Origin of the sequence: Achromobacter veterisilvae (assembly GCF_037619525.1) — a bacterium.
In the GTDB taxonomy this organism is placed as follows: Bacteria; Pseudomonadota; Gammaproteobacteria; order Burkholderiales; family Burkholderiaceae_B; genus Achromobacter; species Achromobacter veterisilvae.
In genome coordinates this window covers 2,463,106-2,474,664 of the sequence record NZ_CP148753.1, presented here as the reverse complement: position 1 = coordinate 2,474,664, position 11,559 = coordinate 2,463,106, and the positions used below count along the sequence as shown (strand labels likewise).

Sequence of the window (11,559 nt, the reverse complement as noted above, 5' to 3'; positions counted from 1 at the left end):
CCCGGGCCGCCGACGCGGCCGGCGCCTCAAGAACTCAACGTTCCAACGACTCCCGTTACTTCCCGCCGACCACCTTGGTCTCCCACACGCGCGGCTTACCTTCCCAGACGGAGAAACCTTGCACGCGCTTGCTGTTCGCCCAGGCGTCGGCCCCGTTGTACAGCACCAGCAGCGGCGTCTGCTCCAGCATCAGCGCGTGCAATTGGTCGAACAGGGCCTGGCGCTTGGCCGGGTCCGATTCCAGGAAGCTCTCGTCGATCAGCTTCTGCGCGGCGGGGTCGTCCCAGACTTTGCGCGGCTGCTTGGCCTTGTCGCCGGCGAACTGCTCGAAGCTCAGCGCCGGATCCAGCCGCGACGAATAGGTGAAGGAACTGATCTGGTATTTGCCGGTGTTGTAGCGGTCCAGTTGCGTGGCCCATTCCAGCACTTCGATCTTGGCGTTGATGCCCACGGCCTGCATCATGGCCTGCGCCATCACCGCCACCTGGTAGCTCGGCACGTGGGCGCGCTTGTTGGCGTAGATGACGATGGGTTCGCCCTTGTAGCCCGCCTCCTTCAGCAATTGCTGCGCGCGGGCCGGGTCGTACTTGTAGGTGCGCTTTTCGGCGTCCTTGTAGTAGGCCGAACCCGCGTACACCGCGGAGTTGTTCAACTGGCCCAGCCCTTCCGAGGCGGCGGCCACCACTTGCGGGATGTCCAGCGAAGCCGCGATGGCCTGGCGCAGCTTCACGTTCTTCAGCACCGGGTCCTGCGTCTGGAACAGCAGCGTGTGCTTGGTCGCGTCATGCGGACTGAACACGGTCAGGCGCTGCGCGTTCTTCAGTTCGGCGACGTCGGTGCTCGTGATCTGGCCGGCGTCGATGGCGCCGGACATCAGGCCCGCCTTCGAGGTGGAGGGATCCGGCACGACCAGGAACTTCACTTCGTCGACCAGCGGGCGCTTGGATCCGACGTAGCCGTCCGGCTTGTCGCCGGCGGGCGAGACGTAGTCCTTGAAGGCCGACAACAGGGTGTATTCGCCCCGCTTCCATTCCTTGAGCGCGAACGGGCCGGTGCCCACCGGCTTGATCCAGGAGCCGTCGGCCGCGACGGAATCCTTGGAAAGGATGGCCGTCATGCCGCAATCGGTGCGCGCCAGCGAATCCAGGAACACGGCGGACTTGCGGTCCAGCTTCATCACCACGGTCTGGGCGTCGGGCGCGGACACCTCGGTCACCTTCAGCCCGTTGCGGCCGTCGAAGTCGCTGCGGCAGCGCCAATCCGTCTTCGGATCCATATAGCGCTGCCAGTTCCACAGCACGTCCGCCGAGGTCAACGGCGCGCCGTTGTGGAACTTGACGCCTTCGCGCAGCTTGAAGGTGTAGGTCAGGCCGTCTTCCGACAGGTCCACCGACTTGGCCAGCAAGGGGCCCACGGTGCCGTTTTCGCGGTAGCCGACCAGGCCTTCGACGATGTTGAGCACCACGCCGTCGGTGGTGTTGTCGCGGTTGACGCCGGGGTTGGTCGAGCGGATGTCGGCAGGCTGGGCGACGGTCAGCAGTTCGGCCTGGGCCGAACCGATGGCGGCCAGCGCCAGGCTGAGCGCGAGCGCTCTGGGAACGAAAACGTGGTGCATGCAAAGACTCCCCGGCGTGCGGCGCGAAATTCACGCATATATTGGCGCCAAAATAATCCGACAATTATGGACGGTCTGCCGGCCGCCGCCATACGGGGTATCCCTGAAACGGAGCGTCAAATGCATCGCGGCGGCCTCCTTTTCAGGATGGCCGCCGCGATGGCTGGGCAGGAATGCCCTCAGGAGATGTCCTGGCCCACGTGCGCCGCGATGATTTTCTGCAGCCGCTTCACGTCGCGCGCCTCCAGCGCGTCGACCATGTCGAAGTGCTCGCGCGCGGACATCTCGATGCGCGAGCGCGTCACCCATTCCTTGGCGGGCGCGGCGGGCCCGCGGGCGCGGGTTTCCTGGATCAGCGCGGCCAGCTCGCGGTTGCGGCACATGTCGTACATGCCGGCGTGGAAAGCCAGGTTGACCTCGTACTGTTCCAGCAGCGTGCCGTCCTGCAGCAGCTTGGCGAAGCGCTCGGCCAGCGTGCGCAGCGCTCGCACCTTGGCCGCGGTGACGTTGGGCATCAGATCCGCCGCCGCGCCGGTTTCCAGCAGGATGCGTATATCCCGGATCTGCAGGTGCAGGTCGGGATCCATGGCGTACACGTGGTAGCCCCGGTTCGGGATGTGCGCAATCAGCCGCTTGGCGGCCAATTGGTCTAGCGCCCGCCGAACGTCCAGGCGCTTGGCCTCGTAACGTTCCTGCAGGTCGATCTGTTTCAGCCAGGCGCCGGGACCATATACGCCCGCTTGGATATCATGGGCAATACGATCAACCAGGCCGGGCCGTGTCGCCGCCGCTTTCGGCATGGACCCCTCCCGTCAATCAAATCCGAAGCGCGTATTTTAGGGGCAAGTGCGCGCCGCGCCAGCGCCCGCTCGCGGCGGCGGCGTCCCCAGGGCCTACGCGGTCGCCTGCAAGGCCTCCCGCCCCTCCAGCCGCCAGCGCAGGCGGACTCCGCCCGCTTCGGTGGATTCCAGCGCCGGGATCGCGGACAGCAGGCTGCGGGTGTAGTCCTCTTGCGGACGGTCGAACACCTCGTCCCGGGTGCCCTGTTCCACGATGCCGCCGTCGCGCATCACCACCACGCGGTCGGCTACCTGCTCGACCACGCCCAGGTCGTGGCTGATGAACAGGCAGGAGAATCCATGGCGCTCCTGCAGGTCGGCGAACAGGTCCAGCACCTGCGCGCGCACCGTCACGTCCAGCGCGGAAACCGGCTCGTCGGCGATCACGAAGGCGGGCCGCCGCACCACGGCGCGCGCGATCGCCACGCGCTGGCGCTGGCCGCCGGACAGCTCATGCGGGAAACGCCTGGCATATTCGGACCCCAGGCCCACTTCCGCCAGCACCTCGTCCACGCGGCGGCGCTTGTCGGCGGCCGGCATGTCGTCCAGCATGCGCAGGCCCTCGCCCACCAGTTGCCCGATGGTCATGCGCGGGTCCAGCGAGGAATACGGGTCCTGGAACACCATCTGGCAATTCAGCCGGTAGTCGCGCCACGCGGGCGAACGGCGGCCGACCTGCTGGTTCCGGAACAGGATCTGGCCGGACGTAGGCGTCAGCAGCCCCGCGATGGCCCGGCCCAGCGTCGTCTTGCCCGAGCCCGAGCCGCCCACCACCGCCACCACTTCCCGCGGCTTCACGTGCAGGTCGATGCCGTTCAGCGCGCGCTTGGCGCCCGTGCGGGAAAACAGCCGCTGGTGGCCCGCGTAGTCCACGACCAGGTTCTTCACTTCGACGATGGGCGCTTCCTTCGTCTGCGGACGCGCCGCCAGCCGGCGCGGCATGGCGTCCAGCAGCTTGCGGGTATAGGGATGCTGCGGGCGCTCCAGGATGCCGGCCGTGGTGCCCGTCTCCAGCACCTTGCCGTGCTGCATCACCACCATGCGCTCGGTGTAGCGCGCCACCATGGGCAGATCGTGGCTGATCATCAGCACGGCCGTATGGTGTTCGCGGGTCAGGTCCACCATCAGTTCCAGCACGTCGCGCTGCACCACGGCGTCCAGCGCCGTGGTGGGCTCGTCCGCGATCAGGAGCGCGGGTTCCAGCAGCATCACCGAGGCCAGCATCATGCGCTGGCGCATGCCGCCCGAGAACTCGTGGGGCCAGGCCTCCATCGCCGCCTTGGGATCGCGGATGCCCACGCGGCGCAGCATCTCCAGGATACGTTCGCGGCGCGCGGCGGCCGGCAGGTCCCTGCGGTGCAGCTTCAGGCCCTCGTCCAACTGGCGCCCGATGGGCATGGACGGGTTCAGCGAAGTCATGGGTTCCTGGAACACCATGCCGATGCGCGCCCCGCGCAGCTTGCGCAGCACAGCCGGGCTCGCTTTCGTGACGTCCACGCCCTCGAACAGGATGGAGCCGCCCGCCACCGCCAGCGGCGGCGGGGTCAGGCCCATGATGGCGCGCGCGGCCTGGGTCTTGCCGCTGCCGGATTCCCCGACGATGCCGACCATCTCGCCGGGCGCCACGTCGAAGGACACCCCGCTGACGATCTCGCGTCCGCCCAGGCCTACCGTCAGCGACAGATTCGATACGGATACCAGTGCGCTCATTGCACGCCCCTCATGCGGGGATCGAAGCGGTCTCGCACCGCGTCGCCCAGCAGGTTGATCCCCAGCAGCGCGAGCGCGATGGCCAGGCCGGGAAGAATGGAAAGATAGGAAGCCTGCGCCATGAACGGCCGCGCCGCCGCGAGCATATTGCCCCAGGTGGGCGCGGGCGGCGGCACGCCCAGGCCCAGGAAGGACAGCGCGCTTTCCGCCAGGATCACCCAGCCGAACATGGAGGTGGCCAGCACCGTCAGCGGCGCCACGCAGTTCGGCAGCACGTGGCGGAACATGGTGTAAAGCTCGGAGTTGCCCAGCACCCGGGAGGACTCGATGAACTCCTTTTCGCGCAGGGACAGCACCGTGCCGCGCACGATGCGCGTCACCGAAGGCGTGTAGGCCAGGCCCAGCGCCAGGATGATGCCGTACTTGTTCGCGCCCACCACGGCCAGCAGGCCCAGCGCCAGCAGCAGGCCGGGAAAGGCCAGCAGCGCATTGTTGAAGGCCATGATGATGCGGTCGGTCCAGCCCCGCACGAAGCCCGTCAGGGTGCCGATGGCCGTGCCCGCGACGATGGCGAAGGTCACGGTCAGGAGGCTGATCCAGACGCTGCTTGCCGCCCCCGCCAGCAGGCGGGACAGTTCGTCGCGGCCGAATTCGTCCGTGCCCAGCAGGAATTCCGCGCCGGGCGGCCGCAGTCGGGCCGCGAAGTTGATCTTGAGCGGATCGTGGGGAGTCCAGAAGGCGCCCATGATCGCCGCGGCGATCATCAGCGCCACGATCGCGCCGCCCAGCAGCGCGTTGGCGGGGATTCGCTTTTTCATTCGGCGGTCACTCTCGGGTCGAAGATGGGATAGCAGAGGTCGATCAGCAGGTTCACGATCACGTAGACCACGCCCACGAACAGCAGGCAGCCCTGGATCACGGGGTAGTCGCGGGCGAAGATCGAATCCACCAGCAGGCGCCCCAGGCCGGGGATCGTGAACACGGTTTCCACGACCGCGATGCCGCCCAGCAGGTTGCCCAGCACCAGGCCGATCAGCGTCCAGGTGGGGCCGAAGGCGTTGCGGAAGGCGTGGCGCATCAGCACGGCCGATTCGGACAGCCCCTTGGCGCGCGCGTGGGTGATGTAGTCCAGCCGCAGCACTTCCAGCGTGCTGGCCCGCGCCATGCGCATCAGCACGCCGATCTCGTGCAGGAACAGGGTCGCGATGGGCATGACCAGGTACAGCAGGCCGGCCTTCCAGTCGTCGCCGATGGACACGTAGCCCACCACCGGCAGCCATTGCAGCTTCAGGCCGAAGAAGATCAGGAGCAGCAGGCCCAGCCAGAAGGTCGGGATGGACACCAGCAGCGTGGCCGTTCCCACCAGGAACAGGTCCGGCGCCTTGTTCTGCTTCCAGGCCGCGACCATGCCGGCCGGCACGGCCACCAGCGCGGCGAACAGCACCGCCACCAGCACCACGCGGCCGCTGATCAGGAAGCGGTCCCACACCAGCGGCAGCACGGGCTGGCCGGTATTGATGGAAGTGCCCAGGTCGCCGTGCAGCATGTTGCCGAACCAGATGCCGAACTGGGTGGCCCAGGTCTGGTCCAGGCCCAGCTTCGCCCGCAGGTCCGCCAGCGCGGCCGGCGTGGCCAGGTCGCCCAGCAGCAACTGGGCCGGATCGCCGGGGATGAGCCGGATCATCACGAACACGGCCACCGCCACGATCAGCAGCGTGGGCACGGCCATGACGATACGGGATAGCGCGAAACGCAGCATGGCCCTCTCCTAGTTCCCGGCGCGGACGCGTCCGCGCCGCGCGCTCTTCAAGATTGCGGTGTTACGCATTGCGCAGCGTGGCCAGCGCCCCGGCCAGGAAATCCTGGACCTGGCCGACGCACTTCAGGCCGTCGTGCGGCACGTTGTCCACCAGGTCCAGCGTCACGTCCACGCCGGCCGCCTCGAACGAACGGCGCAGCGATTCCAGGCGCTCCGGGCGGTTCCTGCCGGCGGAATTGGCGCCCGGCATGAAGAACTTGCCGCCTTCGCGGTGGGTGATTTCCCAGGTTTCCAGGTCGGCCTTGCCCACGACCATGTGCACGGCCACCTTGCGCAGGGCATCCACGTCGATGCGCTTGCCGAATCGGGTTTCCGCGTCGCGCACGCCCACCCACCAATCCTGCTCCGGATCCAGCAGCGTCACCGAGCCCGGCGCGCCGATCGACACGGCCCACAGGCGTTCCGGGTGCAGCAGCGCGAAACGGTTCACGAACTGGCCGCCGCCCGAATAGCCGAACAGGGCGAACTGCTTGAAATCGCGGTCGAACTTCTCGCCCACTTCCGCCACCATGTCCAGCAGGATCTGGTCATAGCGGATGTCGCCTTCGCGCAGTTGCTTGAAGCCGTCGCGGTTGCCGTCGCCCAGCGGGCTGACGGGGAACAGCGGGCACAGCACGATGCAATCGTTCCAGCGGGCGAATTCCGCGAACGCGTCGCGGTATTCCACGAAGGCGCGGCCCGTGCCGTGCATGATCACCACCAGCTCCATCGGATGCCTGGCCGCGTCGATGTGCGGCGGCACATACATGCAATAGGAAAAGCGCGGGTCGGTGCGCGCGGCGAAAACGGTGCTGTGGCCCAGATCGTAGATGGCCCGGGCGCGGGCGGCGTCGGGTTGGATGGCGAGTGCTGCGTCGGACTGCATGATTTCCTCGTTTCCATGGCCGTGTCGGCGTGCCATGGTCTATGCCGGTGGTCGAAACAATGATCACATAAATTGGCGCCAATTTTAGGCGCCACTGTTCCGGATCAACAAGGCAGGGGATTCCCTAGGGCGGCGCCGCGCCCGCCCGGGCTAAGGCTGGCGGCCGCGCCTCAGCCCTTCCTGAGCAGCCGCTTGGCCAGGCCGGCCGCCCCCAGCACCACGGCTCCGGCGACGATGCCGAACAGGGCGTTGAGCAGGGTGGACGCCAGCGCCTGGACCACGCCGCCTCCGCCCACGGCGGCGGCGGCGCGTTCGATGACGGCATGCACCGGCGCGATGCCGTGCGTCAGGATGGTGCCGCCGACCATGAACATGGCGGCCGTGCCCACCACCGACAGCGCCTTCATCAGATAGGGCGCGGCGCCCACGACGCGCCGGCCCAGCCAGGCCAGCGGCCGGGAGGGCTTGCGGCTGAGGTACAGGCCCAGATCGTCGAGCTTGACGATGCAGGCCACCAGGCCATAGACGCCGGCCGTCATGGCGACGGCGATGATGGACAGCACCATGACCTGGCGGGTGAAGTCGGCGCCGGCCACCGCCCCCAGGCTGATGACGATGATTTCCGCCGACAGGATGAAGTCGGTGCGCACCGCGCCCTTGATCTTGCCGCGCTCGAACGCCACCATGTCGACCGCCTGGTCCTGCAGGGCTTCGGCGCGCGCGGCGTGGTGGCCTTCGGGCGAGTCGCCGTGCGACAGGTACTTGTGCGCCAGTTTCTCGACGCCCTCGTAGCAGAGGAAGGCCCCGCCCAGCATCAAAAGCGGCGTGATCGCCCAGGGCGCGAAAGCGCTGATGAGCAGCGCCGCCGGCACCAGGATCAGCTTGTTGACGAACGAGCCCTTGGCCACCGCCCAGACCACCGCCAGCTCGCGGTTGACGGGCACGCCGGTGACCTGCTGCGCATTGAGGGCCAGGTCGTCGCCCAGCACCCCGGCGGTTTTCTTGGCGGCCACCTTGGTCATGACGGACACGTCATCCAGGATGGAGGCGATGTCGTCGAACAGTGCGAAGAAACTGCTTCCGGCCATTGGGCATCCCCTGTCGCCCCGAGAGATTTCCCGAGTGTACAGGCGGACCCGCGGCGCGGCCTGGAAGGCGTTCGGCCGAGGAACGCCAGGCGCCGGGCCTACATCGCCTCGATGCGCGGATAGAGATCGCGGTTTTCGCGCTGCATGCGCTCGTGGACCCGGCGCAGCACGATGTTGGCGTCCGCCCGGAAGCCGGCCTCGTCCCGTTCCAGGCTGCCCGCGTTGTTCCAGCGCCGGGCGAAATCTTCGTAGCTTCGCGCGATCTCGTCCATTTCCTCCTGGAACGCGCGGCCCGCGCGCGCCAGGTCGGTATCCGCGCAACGCGCCAGGGCCGGATACAGGGCCCGGTCCTCGACGGCCAGATGCAGCTTGATCGTCGCGCTGATGGACACGATGCCGTGCGCGATCGCCGCCGCGTTGCGGGCCACGCCCGCGTGCGCCAACCGGCGCAGCGACGCGATGCCCTGCAGGATATCCACGTGTTGCTGTTTGAATTTGTCGATGTTCATGCCTGGATTCCCATACTTGAGCGGCGGGGCGGGCCACCCCGCCCCGCGCGCCGTCTTCAGCCCGCCGCCTGCTGGCCGCGCAACTGTCCGCCCGGACCGGCGGCGTTCTCGAACAGGATGTTGTTCTCCAGGTGGATGTGCGCCATCAAGTCTTCCTTGAAGGTCCGTATGCCCAGGTACAACGCCCGCCAGGTATTGCAGGCGGCGCGCGGCAAGGTCAGGCCGTTGGTCAAGGCCAGCAGGCGCTCCAGCGCCACCCCGTGGTCGTCGTGCTCCATGCGCATGACCTGGATGGGCATGGCCGCCATGGCGCCGTGCCCGCGGGCCAGTATCGGGAACAGCACCTGCTCCTCTTTCTGCATGTGGCTTTCCAGTTCCTGCTGCATCACGCGCAGATGGTCCGCCAGGCCGGCCGGGCAGTCCGGGCTGTCGGCATGCACCTGCTCCACCTTCAGCGCGAGCCGGATCAGTTCGGGCAACTGCTGGCGGTGCACCTCGTGGTAGCGCTCCAGGATGTGGTCGATCAGCTCGGCCGGCGAGGCCAGGCCCCAGTCCGTTTCCTGTGAGGGATTCTGCGCCAGCGCGATCAGGCGCGCTTCGATCTGCGCCGCGTCCAGCGACCGCTGGGCCGCCGCCTCGGCCAGGCTCTTCTTGCCGCCGCAGCAGAAATCCAGTTCGTATTCGTGAAAAACCTGTGTGGCGCCAGGAATGCTGCGCGCCAACTGTCCCAGGGATTGCTCAACCATGCTCATCGTGTTCTCCATTGATCATGACGGGTACTAGGAGAAGAGCGAAAACCGTGCCAGGAAAAAGTTGTGATTTATCAAGTATCTGTAAATTAAAGGGTGAATATCACCCTGGGCGATAAGGGTTATATTCACCGCCGCAAGGTAGAATTCACCCTATGCAAAATCTCCTGCTCGCCGATCTGGTCGCCGACCTTCCCCCCGCCGTGCGCCTGCAGCGGCTGGTCTCCAGCCTGCGCACGCACTTCCGCTGCGGCGCCGTGGCGCTCTTGCAGTTGGAGGAAGACCATCTGCGCCCCATCGCGGTGGACGGCTTGACGCAGGACGCGCTGGGGCGGCGCTTCGCCGTACAGCAGCATCCGCGGCTGGCGGCGATCCTGGCGCGGCGCGGCGTCACCTGTTTCCACCACGACAGCACCCTGCCCGATCCCTACGACGGGCTGATCAACGGCATGGCGGGCGAACCGCTGCCGGTGCACGACTGCATGGGCACCAGCCTGCACATCGAAGGCCGGCCCTGGGGCGTGCTGACCCTGGACGCGCTGGAAGTCGGCACCTTCGACACCGAGGCCCAATCCGACCTGCGCGACTACATCGTGCTGCTGGAAGCGGCGCTGCGGACCACGCGGCTCGAAGCCGAGATCCGGGCGCTGCGCGTGGCGCGGGGGGCCGAGCCGGCGGACAGCGCCGCGCCCGACAGCAACGAGATCCTGGGCCAGAGCGAATCCATCGGCCGGCTGCTGCACGAGATCGAAGTGGTGGCCGACTCCGAACTGCCCATCCTGCTGCTGGGGGAAACCGGCGTGGGCAAGGAACTGTTCGCGCACCGCGTGCACCGCCTTTCGCGCCGCCGCGACAAGCCCCTGGTGCACGTGAACTGCGCCGCGCTGCCCGAATCGCTGGCCGAAAGCGAACTGTTCGGCCATGCCAAGGGCGCCTTCTCGGGCGCGGTCGCCGACCGCCCGGGCCGCTTCGAGGCCGCCAACGGCGGCACGCTATTCCTGGACGAAGTGGGAGAACTGCCGCTGCTGGTGCAGGCCAAGCTGCTGCGCACCCTGCAGAACGGCGAAATCCAGCGGCTGGGCGACGACCGTCCGCGCAGGGTGGACGTGCGCATCGTCGCCGCCACCAACCGCAGCCTGCGCGACCTGGTGCGCGCGGGCGATTTCCGCGCCGACCTCTATCACCGCCTGTCCGTCTACCCGATCCCGATCCCGCCCCTGCGCGACCGGGGCAACGACGTGCTGCTGCTGGCCGGCCGCTACCTGGAGCTGAACCGCGCGCGCCTGGGGCTGCGCAGCCTGAGACTGTCGACAGAGGCCGAGGAAATGCTGCGCCGGTATCGCTGGCCGGGCAACGTGCGCGAACTGGAGCACGTCATCAGCCGCGCCGCCATCAAGGCGGTCAGCCATGGCGCCAGCCGCAACGAAATCGTGACGCTGGGCGCCAAGCTGCTGGACCTGTCGGACGGCGGCATGGATCTGGCGGAGACGGACGAAGAAAACGACGCGCCGGCGCCGTCGGGCCCCGACCAATCGCTGCGCGACGCGGTCGATGCCTGCCAGCGCCAAGCGATCCGCCGCGCGCTGGCGGCGCATCAGGGCAACTGGGCCGTCGCCGCGCGCGCGCTGGACGTGGATCCCAGCAACCTGCACAAACTGGCGCGGCGCCTCGGGCTCAAGCCGTAAAGCGGCGCGACGCGCCGCTGGAAATCATGCGGGCCTGGCGTGCGCGTCGACCATGCGACGGCCATGATTGATTGCGGCATCCACCGCCATTCCGGGAGTGGAAACGAATCCTCCCGATTCGAACAAAGGCACGGCGTGGGATTCGCCCAGTTTGTCCTGGTCTCCCGCGTATTCGACGGCGACCGTCGCGGTAAATGCGGGCCGATCGGAGCCCCCGACTGAAATCCGCGAAACGCGGGCGGTAAGCCGGTAGCCCTTGTAAACCATATTGTTGTGAAACATAAAACCCCCTGCGCGATCAAAGGGCCCTGCGGGCCCTTGACTCACAAAGCGCGGATTTGCGTGGCGTGCGGCCCTTTCGCGCCTTGCGCCGTCACGTAGCTGACACGCTGATTCTCGACGAGCACTTTATGGCCGTCGCTGACGATTTCTGAAAAATGCGCGAACAGGTCCTTGCCGCCATCCTCGGGCATGATGAAGCCGAAGCCCTTGGCGTCGTTGAACCATTTGACGATTCCGGTTTCCATGATCTCTTTCCTTTATATGCTGCGGGCACACCCGCGAATTGAGCCAGTCAAGGAAAGGACAGCGAACAATAAAGCGCCACAGAGGGAGCAAGACCGGACGAAAATCACGATGCTCGAAAAGCTTCTTGACCACTATGGGCGCAGGGTTGGTGA

General features: G+C 67.2%; 12 protein-coding genes. 1 reads left to right on the top strand and 11 read right to left on the bottom strand.

Features of this window, described 5'->3' with window-relative positions:
* Nucleotides 1-55 precede the first annotated feature (55 nt).
* The 9 genes from WHX56_RS11440 to ytfE all read right to left on the bottom strand — a co-directional run bounded on the left by WHX56_RS11440 (nt 56) and on the right by ytfE (nt 9,197).
* Nucleotides 56-1,615 carry an ABC transporter substrate-binding protein gene (locus WHX56_RS11440; protein WP_287752620.1) on the bottom strand — a complete coding sequence of 520 codons (1,560 nt, stop codon included), beginning with the start codon at nt 1,613-1,615 and terminating at the stop codon, nt 56-58.
* Nucleotides 1,616-1,794: 179 nt separating this feature from the next.
* Nucleotides 1,795-2,415, bottom strand: a complete 621-nt coding sequence (locus WHX56_RS11435) for a GntR family transcriptional regulator (protein WP_338881258.1) — start codon at nt 2,413-2,415, stop codon at nt 1,795-1,797.
* 93 nt (nt 2,416-2,508) lie between these two features.
* On the bottom strand, nt 2,509-4,164 hold the full coding sequence (locus tag WHX56_RS11430) for an ABC transporter ATP-binding protein (RefSeq protein WP_287752669.1): 1,656 nt from the start codon (nt 4,162-4,164) through the stop codon (nt 2,509-2,511).
* On the bottom strand, nt 4,161-4,982 hold the full coding sequence (locus WHX56_RS11425; protein ID WP_287752671.1) for an ABC transporter permease: 822 nt from the start codon (nt 4,980-4,982) through the stop codon (nt 4,161-4,163). The genes WHX56_RS11430 and WHX56_RS11425 overlap by 4 nt, the downstream gene beginning before the upstream one ends.
* Nucleotides 4,979-5,923, bottom strand: a complete 945-nt coding sequence (locus WHX56_RS11420) for an ABC transporter permease (protein ID WP_129242950.1) — start codon at nt 5,921-5,923, stop codon at nt 4,979-4,981. Before WHX56_RS11420 ends, WHX56_RS11425 begins: the two co-directional genes overlap by 4 nt.
* Before the next feature lie 61 nt (nt 5,924-5,984).
* Nucleotides 5,985-6,848 (bottom strand): alpha/beta hydrolase, encoded by an 864-nt coding sequence (locus tag WHX56_RS11415; protein ID WP_338881257.1) that lies wholly within the window; start codon nt 6,846-6,848, stop codon nt 5,985-5,987.
* Nucleotides 6,849-7,018: 170 nt separating this feature from the next.
* Nucleotides 7,019-7,936 carry a DUF808 domain-containing protein gene (locus WHX56_RS11410; protein ID WP_338881256.1) on the bottom strand — a complete coding sequence of 306 codons (918 nt, stop codon included), beginning with the start codon at nt 7,934-7,936 and terminating at the stop codon, nt 7,019-7,021.
* A gap of 98 nt (nt 7,937-8,034) precedes the next feature.
* Nucleotides 8,035-8,445: a hemerythrin domain-containing protein gene (locus WHX56_RS11405; RefSeq protein WP_129242957.1), complete on the bottom strand. Its 411-nt coding sequence runs from the start codon at nt 8,443-8,445 to the stop codon at nt 8,035-8,037.
* Between the two features lie 56 nt (nt 8,446-8,501).
* Nucleotides 8,502-9,197, bottom strand: a complete 696-nt coding sequence (gene ytfE / locus WHX56_RS11400; protein ID WP_287752676.1) for an iron-sulfur cluster repair protein YtfE — start codon at nt 9,195-9,197, stop codon at nt 8,502-8,504.
* A 152-nt stretch (nt 9,198-9,349) separates the two neighbouring features.
* On the opposite strand from ytfE, the gene norR reads away from it, so the two are divergent.
* A complete protein-coding gene (gene norR / locus WHX56_RS11395) occupies nt 9,350-10,879 on the top strand; it encodes a nitric oxide reductase transcriptional regulator NorR (protein ID WP_338881255.1) in 1,530 nt (509 codons plus the stop codon).
* A 24-nt stretch (nt 10,880-10,903) separates the two neighbouring features.
* Here norR and WHX56_RS11390 read toward each other — a convergent pair whose 3' ends face one another.
* Nucleotides 10,904-11,161 (bottom strand): hypothetical protein, encoded by a 258-nt coding sequence (locus WHX56_RS11390; RefSeq protein WP_129242963.1) that lies wholly within the window; start codon nt 11,159-11,161, stop codon nt 10,904-10,906.
* A 41-nt stretch (nt 11,162-11,202) separates the two neighbouring features.
* Nucleotides 11,203-11,406, bottom strand: a complete 204-nt coding sequence (locus tag WHX56_RS11385) for a cold-shock protein (RefSeq protein ID WP_129242965.1) — start codon at nt 11,404-11,406, stop codon at nt 11,203-11,205.
* Nucleotides 11,407-11,559 lie beyond the last annotated feature (153 nt).

Excerpts from the sequence above, each read along its gene's own strand:
- WHX56_RS11415 (WP_338881257.1), bottom strand. The coding sequence starts at position 6,848 with ATGCAGTCCGACGCAGCACTCGCCATCCAACCCGACGCCGCCCGCGCC.
- WHX56_RS11440 (WP_287752620.1), bottom strand. The coding sequence starts at position 1,615 with ATGCACCACGTTTTCGTTCCCAGAGCGCTCGCGCTCAGCCTGGCGCTG.
- WHX56_RS11435 (WP_338881258.1), bottom strand. The coding sequence starts at position 2,415 with ATGCCGAAAGCGGCGGCGACACGGCCCGGCCTGGTTGATCGTATTGCC.
- ytfE (WP_287752676.1), bottom strand. The coding sequence starts at position 9,197 with ATGAGCATGGTTGAGCAATCCCTGGGACAGTTGGCGCGCAGCATTCCT.
- WHX56_RS11425 (WP_287752671.1), bottom strand. The coding sequence starts at position 4,982 with ATGAAAAAGCGAATCCCCGCCAACGCGCTGCTGGGCGGCGCGATCGTG.
- WHX56_RS11385 (WP_129242965.1), bottom strand. The coding sequence starts at position 11,406 with ATGGAAACCGGAATCGTCAAATGGTTCAACGACGCCAAGGGCTTCGGC.
- WHX56_RS11405 (WP_129242957.1), bottom strand. The coding sequence starts at position 8,445 with ATGAACATCGACAAATTCAAACAGCAACACGTGGATATCCTGCAGGGC.
- WHX56_RS11390 (WP_129242963.1), bottom strand. The coding sequence starts at position 11,161 with ATGTTTCACAACAATATGGTTTACAAGGGCTACCGGCTTACCGCCCGC.
- norR (WP_338881255.1), top strand. The coding sequence starts at position 9,350 with ATGCAAAATCTCCTGCTCGCCGATCTGGTCGCCGACCTTCCCCCCGCC.
- WHX56_RS11410 (WP_338881256.1), bottom strand. The coding sequence starts at position 7,936 with ATGGCCGGAAGCAGTTTCTTCGCACTGTTCGACGACATCGCCTCCATC.
- WHX56_RS11430 (WP_287752669.1), bottom strand. The coding sequence starts at position 4,164 with ATGAGCGCACTGGTATCCGTATCGAATCTGTCGCTGACGGTAGGCCTG.
- WHX56_RS11420 (WP_129242950.1), bottom strand. The coding sequence starts at position 5,923 with ATGCTGCGTTTCGCGCTATCCCGTATCGTCATGGCCGTGCCCACGCTG.